The 23633-nt window shown below is 69.8% G+C and carries 20 protein-coding genes and 1 other RNA gene; 9 read left to right on the forward strand and 12 right to left on the reverse strand.

Annotated features, from left to right (window positions below):
• Nucleotides 1-18: 18 nt before the first annotated feature.
• From ACSQ18_RS11120 to sigJ, 3 genes are all read right to left on the reverse strand, one after another.
• A complete protein-coding gene (locus ACSQ18_RS11120; protein ID WP_436037390.1) occupies nt 19-1491 on the reverse strand; it encodes a malate:quinone oxidoreductase in 1473 nt (490 codons plus the stop codon).
• A gap of 104 nt (nt 1492-1595) precedes the next feature.
• Nucleotides 1596-2666, reverse strand: a complete 1071-nt coding sequence (locus ACSQ18_RS11125; RefSeq protein WP_436037391.1) for an aspartate-semialdehyde dehydrogenase — start codon at nt 2664-2666, stop codon at nt 1596-1598.
• Between the two features lie 120 nt (nt 2667-2786).
• Entirely contained in the window at nt 2787-3686 is a 900-nt protein-coding gene (sigJ, locus tag ACSQ18_RS11130) for an RNA polymerase sigma factor SigJ (RefSeq protein WP_436037392.1), read from the reverse strand.
• An 87-nt stretch (nt 3687-3773) separates the two neighbouring features.
• Here sigJ and ACSQ18_RS11135 point away from each other — a divergent pair, with 87 nt between their 5' ends.
• Nucleotides 3774-4523, forward strand: coding sequence for an SDR family oxidoreductase (locus ACSQ18_RS11135; RefSeq protein WP_436037393.1), 750 nt, complete (start codon nt 3774-3776; stop codon nt 4521-4523).
• Between the two features lie 238 nt (nt 4524-4761).
• Here the strand turns inward: ACSQ18_RS11135 and ACSQ18_RS11140 are convergent, their stop codons facing one another.
• Nucleotides 4762-6048, reverse strand: a complete 1287-nt coding sequence (locus ACSQ18_RS11140) for an aspartate kinase (RefSeq protein ID WP_436037394.1) — start codon at nt 6046-6048, stop codon at nt 4762-4764.
• 133 nt (nt 6049-6181) lie between these two features.
• Between ACSQ18_RS11140 and ACSQ18_RS11145 the strand changes: the two genes are divergently transcribed.
• On the forward strand, nt 6182-6598 hold the full coding sequence (locus ACSQ18_RS11145) for a DMP19 family protein (protein ID WP_436037395.1): 417 nt from the start codon (nt 6182-6184) through the stop codon (nt 6596-6598).
• Between the two features lie 57 nt (nt 6599-6655).
• Here ACSQ18_RS11145 and ACSQ18_RS11150 read toward each other — a convergent pair whose 3' ends face one another.
• The 3 genes from ACSQ18_RS11150 to ACSQ18_RS11160 are packed head-to-tail and all read right to left on the reverse strand — an operon-like array spanning nt 6656 to nt 10385.
• Nucleotides 6656-7576, reverse strand: a complete 921-nt coding sequence (locus tag ACSQ18_RS11150; protein ID WP_436037396.1) for a DMT family transporter — start codon at nt 7574-7576, stop codon at nt 6656-6658.
• Entirely contained in the window at nt 7576-8169 is a 594-nt protein-coding gene (recR, locus tag ACSQ18_RS11155; protein WP_144805995.1) for a recombination mediator RecR, read from the reverse strand. Before recR ends, ACSQ18_RS11150 begins: the two co-directional genes overlap by 1 nt.
• Before the next feature lie 2 nt (nt 8170-8171).
• Nucleotides 8172-10385 carry a DNA polymerase III subunit gamma and tau gene (locus ACSQ18_RS11160; RefSeq protein WP_436037398.1) on the reverse strand — a complete coding sequence of 738 codons (2214 nt, stop codon included), beginning with the start codon at nt 10383-10385 and terminating at the stop codon, nt 8172-8174.
• Between the two features lie 71 nt (nt 10386-10456).
• Between ACSQ18_RS11160 and ACSQ18_RS11165 the strand changes: the two genes are divergently transcribed.
• Entirely contained in the window at nt 10457-11626 is a 1170-nt protein-coding gene (locus ACSQ18_RS11165; protein ID WP_436037399.1) for an NAD(P)-binding domain-containing protein, read from the forward strand.
• Here the strand turns inward: ACSQ18_RS11165 and ACSQ18_RS11170 are convergent.
• Genes ACSQ18_RS11170 through pta form a run of 4 tightly spaced genes read right to left on the reverse strand, consistent with a single transcriptional unit; the run spans nt 11623 to nt 18341 of the window.
• The gene (locus tag ACSQ18_RS11170) at nt 11623-14163 is read right to left on the reverse strand and encodes a glycoside hydrolase family 65 protein (protein ID WP_436037400.1); all 2541 of its coding nucleotides are present in this window, start codon (nt 14161-14163) and stop codon (nt 11623-11625) included. The genes ACSQ18_RS11165 and ACSQ18_RS11170 overlap by 4 nt on opposite strands.
• A 49-nt stretch (nt 14164-14212) precedes the next feature.
• Nucleotides 14213-14944 carry an HAD family hydrolase gene (locus ACSQ18_RS11175; RefSeq protein ID WP_436037402.1) on the reverse strand — a complete coding sequence of 244 codons (732 nt, stop codon included), beginning with the start codon at nt 14942-14944 and terminating at the stop codon, nt 14213-14215.
• Between the two features lie 50 nt (nt 14945-14994).
• Nucleotides 14995-16200: an acetate/propionate family kinase gene (locus ACSQ18_RS11180; RefSeq protein ID WP_436037403.1), complete on the reverse strand. Its 1206-nt coding sequence runs from the start codon at nt 16198-16200 to the stop codon at nt 14995-14997.
• A complete protein-coding gene (pta, locus tag ACSQ18_RS11185) occupies nt 16197-18341 on the reverse strand; it encodes a phosphate acetyltransferase (RefSeq protein ID WP_436037405.1) in 2145 nt (714 codons plus the stop codon). The genes ACSQ18_RS11180 and pta overlap by 4 nt, the downstream gene beginning before the upstream one ends.
• A gap of 184 nt (nt 18342-18525) precedes the next feature.
• On the opposite strand from pta, the gene ACSQ18_RS11190 reads away from it, so the two are divergent.
• The 5 genes from ACSQ18_RS11190 (at nt 18526) to ACSQ18_RS11210 (ending at nt 22382) form a co-directional block, all read left to right on the forward strand.
• The gene (locus ACSQ18_RS11190; protein WP_436037407.1) at nt 18526-18810 is read left to right on the forward strand and encodes a hypothetical protein; all 285 of its coding nucleotides are present in this window, start codon (nt 18526-18528) and stop codon (nt 18808-18810) included.
• Nucleotides 18811-18884: 74 nt separating this feature from the next.
• Nucleotides 18885-20477 carry an alpha/beta hydrolase gene (locus ACSQ18_RS11195; RefSeq protein WP_436037409.1) on the forward strand — a complete coding sequence of 531 codons (1593 nt, stop codon included), beginning with the start codon at nt 18885-18887 and terminating at the stop codon, nt 20475-20477.
• Nucleotides 20474-21106 (forward strand): hypothetical protein, encoded by a 633-nt coding sequence (locus ACSQ18_RS11200; protein ID WP_436037411.1) that lies wholly within the window; start codon nt 20474-20476, stop codon nt 21104-21106. Before ACSQ18_RS11195 ends, ACSQ18_RS11200 begins: the two co-directional genes overlap by 4 nt.
• 56 nt (nt 21107-21162) lie before the next feature.
• Nucleotides 21163-21756, forward strand: coding sequence for a hypothetical protein (locus tag ACSQ18_RS11205; protein ID WP_436037413.1), 594 nt, complete (start codon nt 21163-21165; stop codon nt 21754-21756).
• Nucleotides 21757-21788: 32 nt separating this feature from the next.
• A complete protein-coding gene (locus ACSQ18_RS11210) occupies nt 21789-22382 on the forward strand; it encodes a hypothetical protein (RefSeq protein ID WP_436037414.1) in 594 nt (197 codons plus the stop codon).
• A 50-nt stretch (nt 22383-22432) separates the two neighbouring features.
• On the opposite strand, the gene ffs is transcribed toward ACSQ18_RS11210, so the two are convergent.
• Nucleotides 22433-22527: signal recognition particle sRNA small type (gene ffs, locus ACSQ18_RS11215), an RNA gene on the reverse strand.
• 83 nt (nt 22528-22610) lie between these two features.
• On the opposite strand from ffs, the gene ACSQ18_RS11220 reads away from it, so the two are divergent.
• Nucleotides 22611-23633 carry an AAA family ATPase gene (locus tag ACSQ18_RS11220; protein WP_436037415.1) on the forward strand — a complete coding sequence of 341 codons (1023 nt, stop codon included), beginning with the start codon at nt 22611-22613 and terminating at the stop codon, nt 23631-23633.

Consider the following 23633-nt stretch of genomic DNA (forward strand, 5'->3'; position numbering starts at 1 on the left):
CAGGCTATCGAACCGCTGTCACGGGTTGATCTGCAGGGCCGCCGCCGTGCGTCGCAGCGACTCCTCGGCGACCTCGGGACGGGGGTTGAGCGTGTCGCCGTAGCTGGGGATCAGCTCGCGCAGCGTGGGCTCCCACTCGGCGAGCCGGTCGGGGAAGCAGCGCTTGAGGAGACCGAGCATGATCGACGCCGCCGTCGACGCGCCCGGCGATGCACCCAGGAGCCCCGCGATCGAGCCGTCGGCCGACGTCACGACCTCGGTGCCGAACTGCAGCACGCCGCCCTTCTCGGGATCCTTCTTCATGACCTGCGCCCGCTGACCGGCCTGCAGGAGCTCCCAGTCCTCGTCTTTCGCGGTCGGCATGAAGGTGCGCAGGGAGTCGACCTTCTTCTTGTGGTTCTTGAGAAGCTCGCTGACGAGGTAGCCGATGAGGCCCGGGTTGTCGATCGCGACCTTGATCATGGGCCACAGGTTGGAAGGGCGAACCTGGGCGATGATGTCGGTGATCCGCCCGTTCTTGAGGAACTTGGGGCTGAACGTCGCGAACGGTCCGAACAGCAGCGACGCCTCGCCGTCGACGATGCGCGTGTCGAGGTGGGGCACCGACATGGGCGGCGCGCCGACCGACGCCTGCGAGTACACCTTCGCCTTGTGCTGGGCGACGATGGCGGGGTTGCTGGTCTTCAGCCACTGCCCGCCGATCGGGAAGACACCGTATCCCTTGATCTCCGGGATGCCGGAGCGCTGCAGCAGCTTGATGGCCCAGCCGCCCGCGCCGACGAAGACGAAACGCGCGGTGAGGCTGCCCGGGGTCTTTCCGAGCGAGTGGCGGTACGAGACCTTCCACGTGCCGTCCTTCTGGCGCGTGAGGTTGCGCACTTCACGGTTGGTGACGACCTCGACACCCTTGTCGGTGAGGTCGTCGAAGAGCTGGCGGGTGAGCGAGCCGAAGTCGACGTCGGTACCGGCCGGCACGCGGGTCGCCGCGAACGGCTCGCCCTTGCGCCGCTTCTGCATGAGCAGCGGTGCCCACTGGTTGATCACGCGCGAGTCTTCGGAGTACTCGATGCCGGCGAACAGCGGCTGCGTCTTCAGCGCCTCGTAGCGCTTCTTCAGGTAGGCGACGTCTTTCTCGCCGCGGACGAACGTCATGTGCGGCGCGGCGTTGATGAACGTCGACGGCTCGTCGAGAATGCCCCGCTCCACGAGCGACGTCCACAGCTGGCGGCTCTGCTGGAACTGCTCGTTGATGCCGACCGCCTTGGCCGGATCGACCGTGCCGTCGGGAGCCTCGGGCATGTAGTTGAGCTCGCACAGCGCCGCATGCCCGGTGCCCGCGTTGTTCCACGCGTTGGAGGACTCCTGGGCCACCTCGGACAGGCGTTCGCAGACGACGATCTTCCACTCCGGCTGCAACTGCTTCAGGAGGGTTCCGAGGGTGGCGCTCATGATGCCACCGCCGATCAGGACGACGTCGACTGGTTCACTCACGATGTTCCAGTCTAGGCCCGGTTTTCCCCGGCTCCGACGGCTTGCGGCATCCTCATCCGTCAAGGATCGGGGTTCTTTCACCCCGGATATGCGCGGCGCCCCGGTCAGACGGCGGCGGTGAGGCGTGCCGCGACGAGCTCGGCGATCTGCACGGCGTTGAGCGCGGCGCCCTTGCGGAGGTTGTCGTTGCTGATGAACAGCACGAGACCCTTGCCCTCCGGGGCGGACTGGTCGGCGCGGATGCGACCGACGTAGCTCGGGTCGTTCCCGGCGGCCTGCAGGGGGGTCGGGACCTCTTCGAGCGCGACGCCCGGAGCGGATGCCAGGACCTCGCGCGCCCGCTCGGGCGTGAGCTCCCGAGCGAACTCGGCGTGGATCGACAGCGAGTGACCGGTGAAGACCGGCACACGGACGCAGGTTCCCGCGACGCGGAGGTCGGGCAGCTCCAGGATCTTCCGGCTCTCGTTGCGGAGCTTCTTCTCTTCGTCGGTCTCACCCTGTCCGTCGTCGACGAGCGAGCCGGCGAGCGGGATCACGTCGAAGGCGATCGGCGCCACATACTTCTCCGGCTGGGGGAAGTCGACAGCGGAGCCGTCGTGGACGAGATCGAGAGTGTTGCCCTGCGCGAGGACCCCCTCCACCTGGCCGAGGAGTTCCTGCGCTCCCGCGAGTCCCGAGCCGGAGACCGCCTGGTAGGTGCTGACGATGAGGCGCTCGAGCCCCGCTTCGGCGTGAAGCGGCTTGAGCACGGGCATGGCGGCCATCGTGGTGCAGTTGGGATTGGCGATGATGCCCTTGGGCAGGTCTTCGATCGCGTGCGGGTTGACCTCGCTGACGACGAGCGGTACCTCGGGGTCCATGCGCCAGGCGCTGGAGTTGTCGATGACGACGGCACCGGCCTCGGCGAAGCGTGGGGCGTGCGCGCGAGAGCCGGTGGCGCCGGCGCTGAACAGCGCGATGTCGATGCCCGACGGGTCGGCCGTGGCGACGTCTTCGACGACGATCGACTCGCCCGCGAACTCGACCGACGTGCCCGCGCTGCGGGCGGTGGCGAACAGACGCAGTTCGCGGATCGGGAAATCGCGCTCGGCGAGAATCTCGCGCATGACCGTGCCGACCTGGCCGGTGGCGCCGACGACGGCGACGGAGAGTCCGGATTCGGAGATGCGAGTCATGGTGGATCCTTGCCGGTGAAGCGGGGGCGTTGCCCGAGGGGGCGTTTGCCGCGATTCTACCGGCCGCTCACCACCACCCCGACCGTATGACGCCCGTGCACCGGCACGCACCGGCATCCGTCAGCGCCAGGCACCGAGCTTTTCGGGATTGCGCATCATCCAGATGTCGGTCACGCGTGCCCCATCGGTGGCGAAGGAGATGACTGCGGCGACGGCACCGTCCAGCCGGATCAGGATGCCGTCGCCGTCGCCGTGAACGACGGGCTCGTACGTGGCCTCCGGCTGCTTCCGCGCGAGGCCGAGAAGGAAGCGGGCGACGTCGTCGGAGCCGCGGACCGGACGCCGCGCGGCGGAGACGCGGCCTCCCCCGTCGGAGCGCAGCACGACGTCGGGGTCGAGGACGGCGACCAGCGCATCGAGGCGGCCGGACCCCGCGGCATCCGCGAAGGCGCGGACGAGGGCGGAGTGGCGTTCGCGCGACACCCCGGCGCCCGGCCGCGATCCCACATGGCGACGGGCCGACGCCGCCAACTGACGGCACGCCGCCGGCGACCGGCCGACGACCTCGGCGATCTCGGCGAACGACACCGCGAACACGTCGTGGAGCACGAACGCGACCCGCTCGGCGGGCGTCAGCGTCTCCAGCACGAGGAGCAGCGCGGTCGAGACGCTGTCTGCCCGTTCGACTCGCGCGGCGGGGTCGTCGTCCGCGGCATCCGCATGCACCGGGAGGGGTTCCGGGAGCCACTCCCCCACGTACAGCTCGCGCCTGCGCCGCGCCGAGCCCCAGACGTCCAGGCACACGCGCCCCGTGACGCGGAGGAGCCAGGCGCCGGGAGCACGGATGCCGCCGCGTTCCTCGTCGCTCAGGCGAAGCCATCGGGCGAACGCCTCCTGAACGGCATCCTCGGCATCGGCACGGGTACCGAGCATCCGATAGGCGGCGGCAAGGAGACGCGGTCGCTCCGCCGCCAGCAGTCCGCCGCCGGCCAATTCCGCTTCGCTCGTCGTCTCGTCCACACCCCGCCCTCTCGTGCGCCCACGCGTCACCTCACATTCTGCGGGGCTGCGTCGTCGTTACAGTGACCGACCAAGGAAGGGAACACCATGAGGATCGCCGTCATCGGAGGAACAGGCACCGTCGGAAGGGAGGTCGTCGCTGCCGCACACGCCCGCGGGCACGACACGGTCGTCGTGGCGCGCTCGACGGGCGTCGACGTGCTGCAGCCGCCTCGTGCGGGTCTCGCCGCCGCCCTCGCCGGTGCCGACGTCGCGATCGACGTGGCCAGCGTCGGGACGATGAGCGCGGAAGAGTCGGTCGCGTTCTTCCGGCAGGCGTCGCGGAACCTGGTCGCGGCCGCCGTCGACACCGGCATCCGCCACGTCGTCGTCCTGTCCATCGTGGGGATCGATCGCAACCCGCACGGCTATTACGCCGGGAAGGTCGCCCAGGAGGCGGAGTACGCGGCGGGCACGGTGCCGACCACGATCCTGCGCGCCACCCAGTTCCACGAGTTCGCGCAGCAGGTCGCCGCTCAGGCGAAACTCGGACCCCTGCAGATCGCCCCGCGCGCCCGCGTGCAGCCGATCGCGGCGTCGGCCGTGGCCGAGAGACTCGTGGCCCTCGCGGAAGGTGCTCCCGCGGGGCACGCCGACGACATCGCCGGCCCCCACGAGGAGGCGCTGTCGGACATGGTCCGCGCGTGGGTGCGACACGAGGGCCGTCGGGGACCGGTGCTGCCGGTGAGCATTCCCGGACCGCAGATGCGCGGGATGCGGCACGGGCTCGCGCTACCGGGACCGGAGGCGCAGCTGCTCGGCCCGACCTTCACCGCCTGGCTCGCCGCGCAGGGCTGAAGCTGCGTTTCGACTCGCTGCGCTCGCTCAACGACCGGGGAAACGGCCCGCCACACCCCCGGTCGTTGAGCGAGGAGCGCAGCGACGAGACGAAACGGAGAACACCCCCGGTCGTTGCGCGAGGAGCGCAGCGACGAGACGAAACGGAGAACACCCCCGGTCGTTGAGCGAGGAGCGCAGCGACGAGACGAAACGGAGAACGCGTTTCGGCTCGCTCAACGACCGGGGAAAGGCCGGATCAGCGGCCGCTGCCGGCGTAGACGACCGCTTCCGCGTCGCCGTCGAGACCGTAGGCGGTGTGGACGATGCGCGCAGCATCGGCCAGTTCGTCGCCGCGGACGACGACCGAGATGCGGATCTCGGACGTGGAGATCATCTCGATGTTCACGCCCGCCGTCGACAGCGCCTCGAAGAGGGTCGCCGAGACGCCGCTGTGGGCGCGCATTCCCGCACCGACGACCGACAGCTTGCCGATCTGATCGTCGTGGACGAGGCTCTCGAAGCCGACGCCCTGCTGCTCGGCCGCGAGCGCCCGCAGCGCCGCCGAGGCATCCGCCTTGGGAAGCGTAAACGAGATATCGGTGCGCCCCGTGGCGGCTGCCGAGACGTTCTGCACGATCATGTCGACGTTCGCCCCGCTGCGCGCGACGATCTTGAAGATCTCCGCGGCCTTGCCGGGCACGTCGGGAACCCCGATGACCGTGATCTTCGCCTGGCTGAGGTCGGTCGCGACTCCTGCGACGATCGGCTCTTCCACTTCAACCCCTTCTACGCCCTCGGGAATGGTCATCCCGGGTCCGAGCACGAACGTGCCCACCCCCGAGCTGAACGTCGAGCGGGCATGGATCATGACGCCGTGGCGGCGAGCGTACTCCACCGCACGGATGTACAGGACTTTGGCGCCGTTGGCGGCCAGCTCGAGCATCTCTTCGGCACCGATCGTGCCGAGCTTGCGAGCTTTGGGAACGACGCGCGGATCGGCCGTGAAGATGCCGTCGACGTCGCTGTAGATCTCGCACACGTCGGCGTCGAGCGCGGCGGCGAGAGCGACGGCGGTCGTGTCGGACCCGCCCCGCCCGAGCGTCGTGATGTCGCGGGTGTCGCGGTTGAAGCCCTGGAAGCCCGCGACGATGACGATCGCGCCCTCGTCGAGCGCCTCCCGCACGCGCACCGGTGTGACGTCGACGATGCGGGCAGCACCGTGGTGCGCCGTCGTGATCATGCCCGCCTGGCTGCCGGTGAGCGAGCGGGCCTCGAAACCCATGGAGTGGATCGCCATCGCGAGGAGCGCCATCGAGATGCGCTCACCCGAGGAGAGCAGCATGTCGAGCTCCCGCGGCGCGGGGATGGGCGCGACGGCGTGCGCGAGATCGAGGAGTTCGTCGGTCGTGTCGCCCATGGCGCTGACGGCGACGACGACATCGTGACCCGCGCGGCGGGCGTCGACGATCCGCTTCGCGACGCGCTTGATGCTCTCGGCGTCGGCGACCGACGATCCGCCGTACTTCTGGACGATCAGCGCCACTGCACAACTCCCGGGAAACCTCCGGCCGCAGGGGCCGGGCGGGCCGGAACCGGCCCCGACGTCCCATCTTAGGAGGGGGCGGATGCCACGACGGCCATGTGACGTACGGGCCCGAGCGCGTAGCGTGTAACGCATGAGCGCTCATACCGACGCGATCTGGGACCGCGCCCTCGACCTCGCCTCTCCCGCCGATGCCACTCACCCCGGTGACGCCGCCCTCCTGACGGTGCTGACGTTCCACGGCCTCGTCCGCAACGGCGGGCTGCTGAACGCCGTCGAGTTGCACGCGCACGACGACGTCTACACGAGCGACGCGGTCGTCGACGCATACCGCTTCCTCGGCCTCGAAGACGCCGCCGCCGCGATCGACAACGCGGTGCTGGAGGAGCGCGACCTCGTCACCGGCGACGACGACGACAATGACGACGACGACTTCTCCGACGCGGCGGAACGCATCGATGCGACCTACACCCTCACCGACGAAGACATCGATGCCGCACTGCAGGTCGCGTTCGCGAACGATCCCGACACCTTCGCGCCGCTCGACTGACGGCATCCGCAGACGCACCCGTTCCCGCAGACGCCTCCGGGCGCGAGGCATGCAGGCTCAGACGATGGGGAGCTCGTTCGCGATCGGTCGCCTGCGCAACCGTCCACCCGTCGCCGCGAGCCAGCATCCGACGATGACGAGCGGGAAGCCCAGCAGGAGTCCGGGCGAGAGGGGCTCGCCCAGGATCACGACCCCCAGGAGGATCGCGACGACGGGGTTGACGTAGGTGAACAGCGGCGCCCGCACCGGGCCCACCTCGCGGATGAGCGCGAAGAACCCGAGGAAGGCGACGGCCGTGCAGAGGATGCCGAGGGCCACCAGTGACACGGTGGAGCGGACGGTCGGCACCTCGTGCTGCGTCAGTAGGCCGAAGGGCAGGTAGGCGATGCCGATCATCAGGAGGGAGAGCGTGATCGTGCCGAGCGATGGCACGTCCTTCAGCTTCGTCGCGATGAGGAACGGCGCGATGGCGTAGAGGACGGCGACCAGCAGCACCTGTCCCACCGCCCAGAGCGCGTCGCGAGGATCGGCGACGGCGAGTCCCGGTCCGAGGACGATGACCGCGACCCCCGCGAAGCCGACACCCAGACCGATCGCGCGTGCCGGGGACAGCACGCCGCGATCCCCGCGCAGCAGCGAGATGATCGCGGCGAAGAGGGGCACGGTGGCGACGAGAAGACCCGTGAGTCCCGACGAGAGCGTCTGCTCGGCGTGACCGAGGAGCAGGAACGGACCGGCCATCTCGATGGCGCCGAAAGCGAGCACCCACGGCCAGAGGCGAAGCGCCGGACCGAGCGCGCGTCGGTGCAGAGCGAGCGGGAGGAGGATGAGCGCCCCCAACAGGGTGCGCCCGGCGACGATGGCGGCGGGCGAATAGGAGTCGACCGCCTCCTTGATGAACAGGTACGGGATGCCCCACAGCACGGCCATGGCGCCGTAGAGCAGCCAACCGCGCGCCGAGACCGTGGTCGCGACCATCAGACGGTGCGACGCCCCTCGAAGGCGCGGCCGAGGGTGACTTCGTCGGCGTACTCGAGGTCGCCACCCACGGGCAGCCCGGATGCCAGGCGGGTGACGCGGATCTCGAGCGTATGCAGCAGCCGGCTGAGGTAGGTCGCGGTCGCCTCGCCCTCCAGATTGGGATTGGTCGCGAGGATGACCTCCTGCACCGTGCCGTCGGCGAGTCGCTGCATCAGCTGCGTGATGCGCAGGTCGTCGGGACCGATCCCCGCGATGGGGCTGATCGCGCCGCCGAGCACGTGGTACAGCCCTCGGAACTCCCGCGTGCGCTCGATGGCCGAGACGTCTTTGGCGTCTTCGACGACACAGATGAAGGTGGCATCGCGACGCGGATCCCGGCAGATGCCGCAGCGCTCCTGCTCGGACACGTTGCCGCAGATCTCGCAGAACCGCACCCTTTCACGCAGCTCCCCCAGCAGGTGCGAGAGCCGGGACACGTCGAACGTGGGCGTCTGGAGGATGTGGAACGCGATGCGCTGCGCCGACTTGGGTCCGATGCCGGGAAGGCGACCGAACTCGTCGATGAGGTCTTGGACGATGCCGTCGTACATGATTACTGGAACCTCGCGGGCGGGGTGTACGGCTCTTCGCGCACGAAGGTCGCGCCGAGCATCTGGCGGACGACGGCCTCGCCGACACGCTCGATCCCGCCGGGCCTCGACGTCCGGGCGGGCGCGGCGCGCTCGACGGCGACGGGAGCGCGAGGCGGCAGCGGAGCGTCGGCGATCACGGGAGGCGGAAGCTCTTCCTCCTCCTCGGCTGTCATCGGTGCGTCCGCGTCGGTGAGCACGTCGCCGTCGTGCTCACGCGTGAGCGTGCGAACGGATGCCGGGGCCGCGGCATCCTCGGGCTCCTCATCGACGGCGAGCGGTGCGGGAGCGGCGTCACCTCCGGGAATCGGGGCGACGGCCCACTCCGTCACGGGAGCGGCGGCTGCCGAGGCGACGGGCGCGGATCGCGTGGGCTCGGGCGCGCGGGCGGGGGCAGGTCGTAACACCGCCGAGGCGGCCGGCACACCGGGGCGTCGTGCCGACGGCGCGTCGCGGCGATCGCCGTCCGGCCCGGTATCGGGTACCGGACCTGACGCACCCTCCGCATCGGCGTCGCCGGACGCAGCGGTGCCACCGGAACCGGCGGGGCCGCCGACATCGCCGGGAGTGCCGATCGCGGGGTCGTGGCGTGCGACGTACTTGACCCGCACGCCGAGCACCTGCACGATCGCGCCGCGGAGGTCTTCGCGCGGGCCCTTGCCGCCGGCGAGCTTCTTGAAGGACGTGACGTCGGACGCACTGTGGAAGGCAAGGGTCAGCACGTCACCGGCGAAGGCGACGGGATGCGCGGCGGACGCGAGCATCCACGACGATCGGCTGACCGGCTCGAGGGCCGCCAGCACCCGGGGCCACGCCGTGACGACGTCGGACAGCGCAAGCGGGCCGGACGGCACGGCGGGTGCGGCCGGGACCGCGTCGGCGACGGGAGCCGCTTCGGGTGCCGCGGCGGCAGCGGCGGCCGGAGCCGCGACCGGCGCAGCAGGAGCGGCGGGCGACGCAGCCGCCGGAACCGAGACCGGTGCAGCAGGAGCGGGAACAGCGGGCGACGGGGCCGCCGGAGCCGATACCGGCGCAGCAGGAGCAGCGGACGGCGCCGCGGAGACGAGGGGCGCGGGCGCGGCGCTCGCCAGAACCCGCGCGACCAGCAGCTCGAGCTGGAGCCGCGGCGACGTGGCGCCGGACATGTCGTCGAGGGCCGTCACCACGATGTCGGCGACGCGCGAGAGACGGTCGGCGCCGAAGGCAGACGCCTGCACGCCCATGCGCTCCAGTTCGTCGACCGGAACTCCCCGCAGCACGGCAGAGGCCCCGGCCCCGGTGGCGGAGACGATGATGAGATCGCGCAGGCGCTCGAGGAGGTCGTCGACGAAGCGTCGAGGGTCTTGACCGGTCTGCACGACGCGGTCGACGGCGGCGAAGGCCGCTCCGGCATCGTGGCGCGCGAACGCCTCCACGACCTCGTCGAGCAGCTCGCCGTGCGTGTAGCCGAGCAGTGCCACGGCCCGCTCGTATCCCACGACGCCGTCGTCGGAACCGGCGATGAGCTGATCGAGCAACGAGAGCGTGTCGCGCGGCGATCCGCCACCGGCACGGACGACGAGCGGCAGCACGCCCGGCTCCACCGAGACGTTCTCAGCCGTGCACAACTGCTCGACGTACTCGAGCATGGCCGCCGGGGCGACCAGCCGGAACGGATAGTGGTGGGTGCGCGAGCGGATCGTGCCGATGACCTTCTCGGGCTCGGTCGTCGCGAAGATGAACTTGACGTGCGCCGGCGGCTCCTCGACGAGCTTGAGCAGCGCGTTGAAGCCCTGCGCCGTGACCATGTGGGCCTCATCGAGGATGAAGATCTTGAAGCGGTCGCGCGCCGGCGCGAACACCGCGCGCTCCCTCAGGTCGCGCGCATCGTCGACGCCGTTGTGGGATGCCGCGTCGATCTCGACGACGTCGAGCGAACCACCGCCGCCGCGGCTGAGTTCGACACAGCTGTCGCACATTCCGCAGGGCGTGTCGGTGGGGCCTTGAGCGCAGTTGAGGCACCGGGCGAGAATGCGCGCCGACGTGGTCTTTCCGCAGCCGCGAGGGCCGGAGAAGAGGTAGGCGTGACCCACGCGGTCGCCGCGCAGCGCGGTCATGAGCGGCTCCGTGACCTGGGACTGCCCGATCATCTCGCCGAACGACTCGGGCCGGTAGCGGCGATACAGGGCGGTGGTCACCAGAACAGACTACGGCGTCCCGCAGACATCGCGACGGGAAGAACCCCGCCCCCGCGGACGTTGCCCCCGGCATGGAGCCCTCACCCGTCGACGTCGTCGTGATCGGCGCCGGGCAGGCGGGCCTCTCGGCCGCCTATCACCTCCGCCGCCGAGGGTTCGGTCCCGTCGACGGACCGCCGGGCGACGCGGGAGCCGGGTCGTTCGTCGTGCTCGACGCCGAGACCGCACCGGGCGGTGCGTGGCAGCACCGCTGGGCGTCTCTCCGCATGGCGACGGTCAACGGCATCCACGAACTCCCGGGATTCGCGGTGCCTCCGGCAGACCCGGCAGCGGCGAGCCGCGACGTCTTGCCCGCGTACTTCGCCGACTACGAGGCGCGCTTCGACCTGCGGGTACGCCGTCCCGTGCGGGTCGCGGCCGTCCGTCGCGCCGACGACGACCCGCACGGGCGTCTCCTCGTCGAGACCGACGCGGGAACGTGGAGTGCCGCGTACGTGATCAACGCGACCGGCACGTGGCGGCGGCCGTTCTGGCCGCACTATCCGGGGCAGGACCGGTTCGCGGGCCGGCAGCTCCACGTCCACGACTACGTCGCCGCCGAGGAGTTCGCGGGCCGCCGCGTCGTGATCGTCGGGGCAGGCGTCTCCGCGATCCAGCTCCTCGACGAGATCTCCCGCGTCGCCGACACGTTCTGGGTGACGCGCCGCGAGGTCGAGTGGGATGCCGGCGACTTCGACACGGCCGCGCGGATCGCCGCGATCGCCGGCGTGGAAGAGCGCGTGCGCCGAGGCCTCCCGCCCGGCAGCGTCATCTCCGTGACCGGCCAGCACTGGACGCCGTGGGCGCGCGCCGCTCGCACACGGGGTGTGCTCGCACGGCATCCGATGTTCGTCTCGATCGAGGAGAACGGCGTGCGGATGCCGGACGGCTCCCTCGAACCGGCCGACGTCATCCTGTGGGCCACCGGATTCCGCGCCGACATCGCCCACCTCGCGCCGCTCGGGCTGCGCACACCCGCCGGCGGCATCCGCGTGGCCGACGGACGTTCGCTCGACGACCCGCGGCTCTTCCTCATCGGCTACGGGCCCTCACAGTCCACCGTCGGGGCCAATCGCGCCGGCCGCGACGCCGTGCGCGCCATCGTCGCCGACCGTCGCGGCGCCTCCGTCGAGGCGGCAGGATCGCGAACGGCGGATGCGGAAGCCGTCGCCTCCGCACCCGCCGGGTTCGCCGCGACCTAGGAGTCGACGCCGAGGTTGCCGTTCTCGGTCAACGTGGGCGACGATCCGGTGATCACCGGGATCGACGACGTGGCCGTGGAGATGGGGACGGATGCCGAGATCATCGACCCGTCCTCGCGCAACTGCTCGCTGATGTCGCCGAGAGTCGGGCGGCCCGGCAGCACGGGCCCCTGACCCTCGAGCGGCACAACGACGGTCTCTCCGCCCTCGACCGTGTACCAGGCCCCGCGCACCTCGAAGCCCACCGATTCACCCGGGCCGGCCACGACCGTGAGAGCGTCCGCGGTCACCGTGATCTTCAGTTCGGTGCCGTGCCAGTGCAGCGTGTACGACAGCGACGGCCAGTCGGCCGGGAGGCGAGGGTCGAACGACAGGTCGCCGAAGTGGTCGCGCATGCCGCCGAAACCGGCCACCAACGCCGTCCACACACCGCCCGCAGACGCGACGTGCACACCGTCGGCGGCGTTGTGGTGCAGGTCACCCAGGTCGACGAAGATCGACTCCCGGAAGTACTCCAGCGCGAGATCCTGGTACCCCACCTCGGCGGCGAGGATCGACTGCACGACGGCGGACAGCGTCGAGTCGCCCGTCGTGAGCGGGTCGTAGTACTGGAAGTCGGCGAGCTTCTCCGCCGCCGTGAAGTGGTTGCCCTGCAGGTACAGCGCGAGCACGACGTCGGCCTGCTTGAGCACCTGGTAGCGGTAGATCACCAGCGGGTGGAAGTGCAGGAGGAGGGGGCGCTGCTCCGGCGGGGTGTTCTCGAGATCCCAGACCTCCCGCTCCAGGAACACGGCATCCTGCGGGTGGATGCCGAGCGCCTCGCTGTACGGGATGTGCATCGCCTCGGCGGCACGGTCCCAGGCATCCGGCTCTCCCGGCTCGAGGCGGAGCCGGTCGACCATGTGGGCGTAGCGCTCCGGCTCGTTCTCCTCCATCTCACGCACCGCACGCGCCGCGAAGCGCAGGTTGTAGCGGGCCATGACGTTGGTGAACAGGTTGTCGTTGACGACCGTCGTGTACTCATCGGGACCGGTGACGCCGTGGATGTGGAACACCTCGGGGTCGCCGGTCTCGTTGTAGCGCCAGAAACCGAGCGTGGTCCACAGGCGAGCGGTCTCGACGGCGATGTCCACGCCCTCGCGGTGGAGGAACTCGTCATCGCCCGTCGCTCGCACGTACTTGCCGAGGGCGAAGCTGACGTCGGCGTTGATGTGGTACTGCGCGGTGCCGGCCGCGTAATAGGCCGACGCCTCCTCGCCGTTGATCGTGCGCCACGGGAAGAGCGCACCCGCCTCGTTGAGCTGACCGGCACGCTTCCGCGCCGACGGCAGCATGAGGTACCGCATCCGCAGCGCGTTGCGCGCCCACAGCGGCGTCGTGTAGATGAGGAACGGGAGCACGTAGATCTCCGTGTCCCAGAAGTAGTGGCCGCTGTAGCCCGAGCCCGAGACGCCCTTGGCCGGCACCCCCTGCCCGTCGGCCCGCGCGGCCGCCTGCGCCAACTGCCAGAGGCACCACCGGGTGGCCTGCTGGAGGTCGTCGCGACCCTCGATGACCACATCGGACCGCTGCCAGAACGCCTCGGCCCACGCGGCCTGGCGGTCGAACTGCTCCTGCACGCCCTCCGCACCGACGCGGTCGAGGGTGCGGCGACCGCGGTCGACGAGCTCGCGCGCGGGCACGCCGCGGGAGGTGTGGTAGCTCACGAGCTTCGTGACCGTCGTGGGAACGCCCGCCTTCGCCTGGATGCGGAAGACGTTCTTGGTGATGTCGGGCTCGGCGAGCGTGCGCGCCGAGTACTCGTTCTCGGTGTCGACGACATGGTCGGCGACGACGGCGATCGTCATGCCGGAGGCGGTGACGCGGTACGCCAGCGCCGAGCGCAGGCCGTCCTGCCAGAACTCCTGCGGCTGGAGCACCCGCTCGTCGATCTTCTCCGCCTTGCGGGGATCGAAGCCGGCCTTGGCCTTCCCGGCGGGTCCGCCGCCGCCGTAGACGTCCTGGCCGTCCTGCCGATTGATGAGCTGGCAGCTCACGGTGACCGGGGCGTCGGCATTGAGCACCGTGACGGTGACGCGCATGACCGCCAGATGCTTCTCCTCGAACGACACGATGCGCTCGAAGTCGATGACGACGTCCTTGCCGCTCGGGGTGGTCCACCGCACGTGCCGCGTCAGCACTCCCGTGCGGAAGTCGAACGCCCGCTCGTACTCGCGCACGTCGGCCACGTCGAACGAGAGCGGTTCGTCGTCGACGTACACGCGCATGACCTTGGCGTCGGGCGCGTTGATGATGGTCTGCCCGACCTCGGCGAAGCCGTAGGCCTGCTCGGCATGGCGGATCGGGAAGATCTCGTGGAAGCCGTTCACGAAAGTGCCGTGCTCGTGGGCGTGGCGACCCTCCGGGTGATTACCCCGGAGGCCGAGATAGCCGTTCCCCTGGGCGAAGAGGGTCTCGGTGACCCCCACATCGTCGAGGGAGAACGTGCGCTCGACGAGACGCCACGGGTCGACGGGGAAGCGATCGCGATCGATCATGGAGCTCCTCTGGTCTGGAGGTCGACGGAGAACGGAACGAAGGGGTCGTTCAGGAGACGAAGGCGGACAGGTCGTCGACGACGACGTGCGCCCCCGAGGACAGGAGCACGTCGGCACCGACGCCGCGGTCGACACCGACAACGAGCGCGAACCCGGCCGCGGCGGCGGACTGTACGCCGGAGTGCGCGTCTTCGACGGCGGCGCTGCGAGCGGGATCGACGCCCAGCATGCGCGCCCCCTCCGCGAAGACGTCCGGAGCGGGCTTGGACGGCAGGCCCTCGCGCTCGGCGATGACACCGTCCATCACGACGGGGAAGAGGTCTCGGATGCCGGCGACCTGCAGCACCTCCTCCGCGTTCTTGGAACTGGAGACGACCGCGATCGGCACGCCCGCGGCCCGCAGCCGATCGACGAGGGCCAGCGAGCCGGGGTACGGCGCGATCCCCTCGGCGCGCAGCACGCTCGAGAACACGTCGTTCTTCCGGTTGCCGATGCCGCAGACGGTGTCGGCCGACGGCGGATCGGACGGGTCACCCCACGGCACCTCGACGTCGCGCGAGCGCAGGAGGCTCGCGACGCCGTCGTAGCGCTTCTTGCCGTCGAGGTACTCGAAGTAGTCGCGCTCCGAGTACGGCGGGGTGATGTCCCACGCCGTGAAGAGCTCGGTGAACATGGTCTGCCAGGCGTGCATGTGCACCTCCGCCGTGGGAGTGAGCACTCCGTCGAGGTCGAAGAGCACGCCGTCGTACGAGGTCAGATCGGGGAGCTGAGCGGCTGTCACTCGACCAGCGTAGTCGCGAGGCCCGACGCGTGGGAGAGGCGTGTGCGGGATCAGGCGCGCCCGACGATCGACATCGTCTGACGGGCGATCTCGAGCTCCTCGTTCGTGGGCACGACGAGCACCGTGACGTCGGAGTCGTCGGTCGAGATCGCGCGGATGCCGCGGACGCGTGCCTCGTTGCGCACGGGGTCGACCCGGATGCCGAGGAAGCCGAGTGTCTCGAGCGCGGCGGCCCGCACGAGCGGCGAATTCTCGCCGACGCCCGCCGTGAACGAGATCACGTCGACGCCGCCCATCTGCGCGATGTAGGCGCCGAGGTAGGCCCGCAGCCGGTGGACGTAGACGTCGAAGGCGAGCATCGCGGCGCCGTTGCCGGCATCCCTGCGCTCTTCGATGTCGCGCATGTCGGAGACACCGGCCAGGCCCAGCATGCCGCTGCGCTTGTTGAGGAACGCATCGAGTTCGCCGGGGCTCATCTCCTCACGACGGGCGAGCACGAGGAGCACGGAAGGATCGATGTCACCGGATCGGGTGCCCATCACGAGCCCTTCCAGCGGCGTGAGCCCCATCGAGGTCTCCACGGAGTGCCCGCCGTCGACCGCGGTCACCGACGCGCCGTTGCCCAGGTGCAGCACGATCTGCTTCAGCTCGCGCAGGGGCCTGCCGAGGTGCTCGGCGGCCGCGCGGCTGACGAACTTGTGGCTCGTGCCGTGGAACCCGTAGCGCCGGATGCGGTGCTTGCGCGCCATGTCGCGGTCGATCGCGTAGGTGTATGCCGCCGGCGGCAGTGTCTGGTGGAACGCCGTGTCGAACACGGCGACGTGAGCGAGGTCGGGGAACGCCTCCCGAGCAGCGCGGATGCCCTGGACGGCGCCCGGATTGTGGAGCGGCGCCAGCACCGAGAGCTCGTCGATGTTGATCTCCACGAGGTCGTCGATCAAGGTCGGCTGGAAGAACCGGGCGCCGCCCTGCACGACCCGATGACCGATCGCCGCCGGAGGGCTGTCGGTGAGCGACGGGCCGTTCTCCGCGAACGCGGCGAGCATGACGGCGAAGCCCGCGGCGTGGTCGGGGATCGGCAGCTCCCGCGCCGATTCGGCATCCCCCTCCGCCCCGATCACCTTGTGACGCGCCGAACCCAGCTCCTCGCCGATGCGCTCGACGAGACCGGATGCCAGCGACCGCTCGCTCTCGACGTCGAGGAGCTGGTACTTGAACGACGACGAGCCGCTGTTGATGACGAGGACGACGGTCACGCGTGCTCTCCCTGGTTCTGTGCCTGGATCGCGGTGATCGCGATGGTGTTGACGATGTCTTCGACGAGAGCGCCGCGCGACAGGTCGTTGATCGGGCGGTTCAGTCCCTGCAGGACGGGGCCCATCGCGACGGCGCCCGCCGAACGCTGCACCGCCTTGTAGGTGTTGTTGCCGGTGTTCAGGTCGGGGAACACGAACACCGTGGCCCGCCCGGCGACCTCGGACTCGGGCATCTTCGCCTTCGCGACGGCCGCATCCGCGGCAGCGTCGTACTGGATCGGGCCCTCCACCAGCAGCTCCGGAGCACGCTCGCGCACGAGCACGGTGGCCGCGCGCACCTTGTCGACATCGGCGCCCGTGCCCGACTCCCCCGTCGAGTACGACAGCATCGCGATGCGCGGCTCGATGCCGAACTGCGCGGCCGTCGCCGCCGACGACACCGCGATGTCGGCGAGCTGCTCGCTGCTGGGATCGGGGATCACCGCGCAGTCGCCGTAGACGAGCACCCGGTCGGCGAGGGCCATCAGGAAGACGCTGGAGACGACCGAGACACCCGGGCGCGTCTTGATGATCTCGAACGCCGGCCGGATCGTGTGCGCGGTCGTGTGCGCGGCGCCGGAGACCATGCCGTCCGCCATCCCGAGATGGACCATCATCGTGCCGAAGTACGAGACGTCGGTGATGGTGTCGGCGGCCTTCTCGTAGGTGACGCCCTTGTGCTTGCGCAGCTCGGCATACGCGGTTGCGAAGCGGTCGACCGTCGCGGGGTCGAAGGGGCTCAGCACCTGCGCCGCGCTGATGTCGAGGCCCAGTTCGACCGCGCGTCCGCGGACCTCGGCCTCGTCTCCGAGGATCGTGAGGTCGGCGATGCCGCGGGCCAGCACCGTCGCGGCGGCGCGCAGCACGCGATCGTCGCCGCCCTCCGGCAGCACGATGCGCTTCCGCGACGCGCGCGCCGTCTCCAGCAGCTGGTACTCGAACATGAGGGGCGTGACGACGTGCGAGGTCGTGAGGCCGAGCGACGTCGTCAGCTCCTCGGTGTCGACGTTCTGCTCGAAGAGGGCGAGAGCCGTGTCGTAGCGCCGCTGCGAACCGGCCGCGAGACGCCCGCGCGTGCCCATCACGCGCACCGCCGTGTCATAGGTGTCGAGGTCGGTCTGGATGATCGGCAGGGAGGAGTCGAGGCCCACCATGAGGCGCTCCACGGCATCCGGGAGCGGGAAGGGGCCATTGAGGATGATCCCGGAGATCGACGGGAAGGTGCCGGAGGAGTTGGCGAGCAGAAGCCCGAGCAGCACTTCGGTGCGGTCGGCCGGGACGATGACGATCGCGCCCTCGCGCAGCCTCGGGAGGATGTTGTTGAGCGACATGCCCGCCACCACGACGTCGAGCACCTCTCGCGTGAGGAGGTCCTCGTCGCCGCGGAGGAGACGCCCCTCGAGCGTGAGCATCACGTCGCGCACGGCCGGAGCCACCAGGTAGAGGTCTTCGGGGATCGACCACACTCCGACAGCCGCCTCGCGGTGCCCGTCGGCGGCGGGGACATCGGCGACGACCTTGCGGATGCCGTCGTTGATCGCGTGCAGCTTGACCGGGTCGGCCCGGTTCGTGATGACGGCGAACAACTCGGCGCGGTGGATGCGCACCTCCGCCACGGCGAGTTCGGTGACCTGGGCGAGCTGCTCGGGGGTGCGCGCGACGCTGACGCCCAGCCGGTCACCCTCCCCCGCGCGGCCGTTGAGCACCAGGAGCACCGGCGCGCCGAGGTTCGCGGCGATCCGCGCGTTGTACCCGAGTTCCGAGGTCGACCCGACATCGGTGAAGTCGCTGCCGACGATCACGACCGCGTCGCACTTGGCCTCGACGGCCTTGAACCGCTCGACGATCTTGGAGAGCGCGGCATCGGCATCCCGACGCACGTCGTCGTAGGTGACGCCGATGCACTCGTCGTACTTGAGCTCGACGCCGACGTGGTCGAGGAGCATCTCCAGCACGTAGTCGCGCTCGGTCGTCGACCGCGCGATCGCTCGGAAGACACCGACTTTGGGTGACACGCGGGTGAGGGCGTCGATCACCCCGAGGACGATCGTGGACTTTCCCGAGAGACCTTCGGTCGACGTGATGTAGATGCTCTTGGCCACTGCTTCAGCCTAGGCGGCGCGCCCGAGAGGCGGCCAGGAGGGGCCCCGGACAAAACCTCCCGGTCCCCCGGAAATCGGAGGTGTCTGCGAGCGCGCCGTCAGATGTCGGGCCCTCGCGCGTCCACGAAAGGAGAGAAATCGGCGAAGCGTCGATGCAGGCGATGAGGAAAGGCGGCGGTGGCGCGTGGCAGATGTGGACGTCGATACCCAGAGCCTCGAGATGGTGGCCTCGACCCTGGCGGCGCTGCAGAGCATGCTGGCCGGCGGCGGCGAGTTCTCCGAAGATCCGGGAATCGGATTCCCCGCCAACCGCGGGCAGCTGATCGTCATCGCGGGCGAATCGCTCCAGGAGTTCGAGCGTTCGCGCACCCTCTTGGACTCCCGGCTCAGCGACCTGCGGATGAGGGCCGAGTCGATCGTCGCCGACTTCCCCGCGCTCGACGTCGAGATCGCGCGGGCGGTCAGCTGATGGTCGAGGTCGTCTCCCTTATCTCACCCACGCGCGGGTACCCCCTTCTGGAGCTCGATGGCCGGTCGGGTCGGATGACCGAAGTGGTGCGGGTCATGGGCATGCTCCGCGACGACCTGGATGGGCTCGCACCGTTCGTTCACGGCGTCGCGCGGATCGACGGCGAGGGGAAGGCGATCGATGCGCTGCGTGCCGACGCGACCACGGCCGGCGATGTCCTCTCGGCCGTGACGACGTTGGCCGGTCGCGTGGAACGCGCGCTCGGTCATTACCTCGACGAGTTCGACGCGGCCGACCCGCGCATCCGCGACCTCGTCGCGGAGATCACGGCGGCGCACGCGGCGGCGCAGGCAGCCCAGCAGGAAGAGGCGGCGACGCGCCTGCTCGACGACGATGACCCGGCAACGACGTCGGCGCGGCAGACGGCGCACGAGGCCACGACGGCCGCGACAGCGCGACGGGATGCCGCGTGGGAGGACTACGAGTACTGGTTCGGACGGTGGGATGCCGCCTACGAACGCGCGCTCGACGAGTTCGCCGATGTGATCGCGGTCACGGGCGACTCCGGGCTCGCGCTGCGATCGCGTCTACACGCCGTGATCTCGGGCGACCCCGATCGAGTCGCGGAGGAATGGGCCGCCCTGTCCCCCTCCGTGCGCGAGGAGCTGATCGCGACGTCTCCGGAGATCATCGGAAATCTGGAAGGCATCCCGTATGCCGCGCGTCACACCGCGAACATGGTGCGTCTGGAACGCGTGATCGCGGCTGACCCCGAGAACGCGGAGTTCACGGCCATCGCGAAGTCCATCCGAAGCGGCGGAAAGCTCCTATCTTTCCAGCCGGATGCCGAGTCGCAGGTGCTCGCGTCGGTGAGCTTCGGCGACGTCGCACGCGCGTCCCACGTCACGGTGCTGGTGCCCGGCATGATGACGACGACGGCCGACCTCGAACCGTGGGCCGAAACGGCACGAGACATCAATCGGGTACTCGACGAGGTGCCATCGGCAGCATCGATCGTGTGGTTCGGCTATGACACCCCCAACTTCGTGGAGGAGCCCGGCAACGCCCATGCGGACGATGGGGCGGGCCGGCTAACGACGTTCCTCGGCGGCGTGCGGAGCGCGAACGCGGCGGCCACGCTCACGGTCGGTGCGCATTCGTACGGTTCGACGACGGCGGCGGCAGCCATCGGCGCCGACGCCCACAACCTCTCGGTCGATCGCTTCGTGACGTTCGGCAGCGCCGGGCTCATCCCCGACCTCACGGCAACGACGCGGCACGAGCCGCTGACGGCCCGCGGAGATTTCTCCGGGGTCGAGATGTTCGCCACACGGGCACCGGGCGACTCGCTGGCGATCGTCGGCCGGGCGTCCGGCGTGCACGCCGTCGCGCCCGAGGATGTGCCCGGCGTGACGACGTTCGACTCGGACGGGGGATACCCGCGCAACGACGACGGCTCGCTCGCGACGTCGTCGCAGCACACGGGAACGCGGCTCACTCCGACACCGGGCCATTCGACGCACGCCTCGGGCCTGGGCGCAGAAGCGCCGTGGGACTTCACCGATCAGGGCTACCTCGTCGATGGAACGGAGTCGTTCTACAACTTCGTCTCGATCATCGCGACGGGTTCCCCGGGTACCGCGCAGGGAGGAATCGGGTCGGAATGAGAGGGCGGATGCGTCATGGGCGTTGGTTTGGTGTGGTGGTGCTGGTGGTGGCGGTGGTGACGGGCTGCGCGGCGCAGCCGGTGCCGACGGGGGCGGAGTTGTATGCGCAGGCGAAGAGTCACTACCTCGCCTACCGGGCGATCGCAGCCGATATCCTCAGGGCGGTTTACGACGGCGAATGGGAAGTCGGCGACTACGGCGCGCTCGCCGGGTCATGTAATGGAACCCGCGGGTATGACTTCTACTTCACGCGGTATCTGCGGTCGGCCGATCCGGCGTTGCGGTTGGAAAGGTACGAGGCGGCGGCCGCGGCGATCACCGCCGCCGGGTTGGACGCGTCGGTCAGTCCGTCCGACGATCCCGACGCGATCTGGGTGATCATCGCGCGCGGCAACGGAATCAGCCGGCTCGTGTTCGACTCCACCCCCCGCGGCGGCGGATTCCACTTGAGCATCACCACCGACTGCCACCCCGGCAACAACCGGGCGCTCAAAGCCGAAATGTTCGAAGAGACCGGTATCGGAGACCGCACCCCCTACTTCCCCAAAACCGAACGCCCCGACGCCGACCCCCTCTTCCTGTTCCCCCTCGACGCCCCCCGCTACCCCGACCCGACCCCCACACCATGACAGGTCGGGTCGGAATGAGAGGACGGCTGCGGCATGGCGGTTGGTTTGGTGTGGTGGTGCTGGTGGTCGCGGTGGTGACGGGGTGTGCGGCGCAGCCGGTGCCGACGGGAGCGGAGCTGTATACGCAGGCGAAGAGTCACTACCTCGCCTTTCGGGCGATCGCAGCCGATATCCTCACGGCCGTGTACGACGGCGAGTGGGAAGTCGGCGACTACGGTGCGCTCCCCGGGTCATGTGACGGAAACCGCGGGTATGACTTTCGTCTCACGCGGTATCTGCGCTCGCCGGATCCGGCGTTGCGGTTGGAACGGTATGAAGCGGCGGCCGCGGCGATCACCGCCGCAGGGTTGGACGCGTCGGTCAGTCCGACCGATGACCCCGACGCGATCTGGGTGATCATCGCCCGTGGCAACGGAATCAGCCGTCTGGTGTTCGACTCCACCCCCCACGGCGGCGGATTCCACCTCAACATCACCACCGACTGCCACTCGGGCGACAGCGAGGAACTGGTCACCCTCCTTTTCGACGAACCCACTCCGGTGTTCGACGCGACCCCCTACTTCCCCAAAACCGAACGCCCGGACGCCGAACCGCTCTTCCTGTTCCCCCTCGACGCCCCCCGATACCCCGACCCGACCCCCACACCATGAGACCAAGGCGTGGGCGGTGGTTTGGTGTGGTGGTGCTGGTGGTGGCTGTGGTGACGGGCTGCGCGGCGCAGCCGGTGCCGACGGGATCGGAGCTGTATGCACAGGCGAAGAGTCACTACCTCGCCTACCGGGCGATCGCAGCCGATATCCTCACGGCCGTCTACGACGGCGAATGGGACGTCGGCGGGGCGGGCGCAGGATACGGCGCTCTGCCGGACTCGTGTCGCGACGGTCGCGGATACGAGTTCTACTTCACGCGGTATCTGCGCTCGGCCGATCCGGCGTTGCGGTTGGAACGGTATGAAGCGGCGGCCGCGGCGATCACCGCCGCGGGGTTGGACGCGTCGGTCAGTCCGTCCGACGATCCCGACGCGATCTGGGTGATCATCGCCCGCGGCAACGGAATCAGCCGGCTCGTGTTCGACTCCACCCCCCGCGGCGGCGGATTCCACTTGAGCATCACCACCGACTGCCACCCGGGCGACAGCGAGGAACTGGTCACCCTCCTTTTCGACGAACCCACTCCGGTGTTCGACGCGACCCCCTACTTCCCCAAAACCGAACGCCCGGACGCCGAACCTCTCTTCCTGTTCCCCCTCGACGCCCCCGCTACCCCGAGCCCATGAACCCCAGGCGCGGGATCGAGCGGCCGTGCGGCCGGCAGTCCCCGGGCAAAAGAAAGACTCTCCGCGAACCCGGCAGAGCCTGGTTACCCTTGCTACGTTTCCGTCCTGGGGGAGTTGGCCTGGATGCCGTCTCGCGGAGAGCTTCTGCAAGTTTACCCGACGTCCGGCCGCGCGCATGCCGCCCCGGGTTAGCATCGAGAAACGCACCGCCGCGGCGAAGGGGAACGCATGCCCGACGATCACACCCACACGCTCCGTGACGACGCTCCACCGATTCGCGAGGACGTCACGGCTGAGCAGTTCGCGCGGGAGACCACGGCGATCACCGAGTCCGTCACGCGAGTGATCGACGGCAAGCCCCACGCCGTCCGCGCGGCGCTCGTATGTCTCCTCGCCGAGGGGCACCTTCTCATCGAGGACGTCCCGGGCGTCGGCAAGACGATGCTCGCGCGGGCGCTGGCGGCGACGGTGGATGCCACGGTCCGCCGCATCCAGTTCACCCCCGACCTCCTTCCCGGCGACGTGACCGGCGTGAGCGTGTACAACCCGGTGGACCGGGTGTTCGAGTTCAAGCAGGGCGCGGTGTTCGCCCACATCGTCATCGCCGACGAGATCAACCGCTCCTCACCGAAAACGCAGTCCGCCCTCCTGGAGGCGATGGAGGAGCACCAGGTGACCGTCGACGGAACGAGTAGAGCCCTTCCCGACCCGTTCCTCGTCGTCGCCACGCAGAATCCGCTGGAGATGGAGGGCACGTACGCACTCCCGGAGGCGCAGCGCGACCGCTTCATGATGCGCGTCTCGATGGGGTACCCCGACGCGGCATCCGAAGCGCTCATGCTGCGCCAGCGCGACACCCTGAATCCGCTCGACGATGTTCGGCCCGTCGTCGCCTCGTCGCGCGTTCGGCAGCTCATCGCGTGGGCGCGCAACGTCCATGTCTCCCCCGCCGTCGAGGAGTACGCCGTGGGGCTGGCGCGGGCGACGCGGTCGCATCCCGATGTTCGTCTGGGCGCGAGCCCGCGCGCCACGCTGCAGCTCGTGCGCGCCGCGAAGGTCTGGGCGGCGCTGGACGGTCGCGAGTTCGTCATCCCCGACGACGTCGTCACCCTCCTCGACCCGGTCTTCGCGCACCGCATGATCGCCGCCCGGGGGACGAGCGCGACCCGCGGACGCACCGCCTCGGATGCCGTCAGCTCCGTCCTGCGCTCGATCGCCGACTCCGTGCGCGTGCCGCTCGCCACCCGCTGA

This window comes from Microbacterium sp. LjRoot45, from assembly GCF_964253325.1.
Lineage (GTDB): Bacteria > Actinomycetota > Actinomycetes > Actinomycetales > Microbacteriaceae > Microbacterium.

Coding starts and splice junctions, on each gene's coding strand:
- ACSQ18_RS11125 (WP_436037391.1), bottom strand. CDS start 2,666: ATGACTCGCATCTCCGAATCCGGACTCTCCGTCGCCGTCGTCGGCGCC.
- ACSQ18_RS11135 (WP_436037393.1), top strand. CDS start 3,774: ATGAGGATCGCCGTCATCGGAGGAACAGGCACCGTCGGAAGGGAGGTC.
- ACSQ18_RS11145 (WP_436037395.1), top strand. CDS start 6,182: ATGAGCGCTCATACCGACGCGATCTGGGACCGCGCCCTCGACCTCGCC.
- ACSQ18_RS11150 (WP_436037396.1), bottom strand. CDS start 7,576: ATGGTCGCGACCACGGTCTCGGCGCGCGGTTGGCTGCTCTACGGCGCC.
- recR (WP_144805995.1), bottom strand. CDS start 8,169: ATGTACGACGGCATCGTCCAAGACCTCATCGACGAGTTCGGTCGCCTT.
- ACSQ18_RS11165 (WP_436037399.1), top strand. CDS start 10,457: ATGGAGCCCTCACCCGTCGACGTCGTCGTGATCGGCGCCGGGCAGGCG.
- ACSQ18_RS11170 (WP_436037400.1), bottom strand. CDS start 14,163: ATGATCGATCGCGATCGCTTCCCCGTCGACCCGTGGCGTCTCGTCGAG.
- ACSQ18_RS11195 (WP_436037409.1), top strand. CDS start 18,885: ATGACCGAAGTGGTGCGGGTCATGGGCATGCTCCGCGACGACCTGGAT.
- ACSQ18_RS11200 (WP_436037411.1), top strand. CDS start 20,474: ATGAGAGGGCGGATGCGTCATGGGCGTTGGTTTGGTGTGGTGGTGCTG.
- ACSQ18_RS11220 (WP_436037415.1), top strand. CDS start 22,611: ATGCCCGACGATCACACCCACACGCTCCGTGACGACGCTCCACCGATT.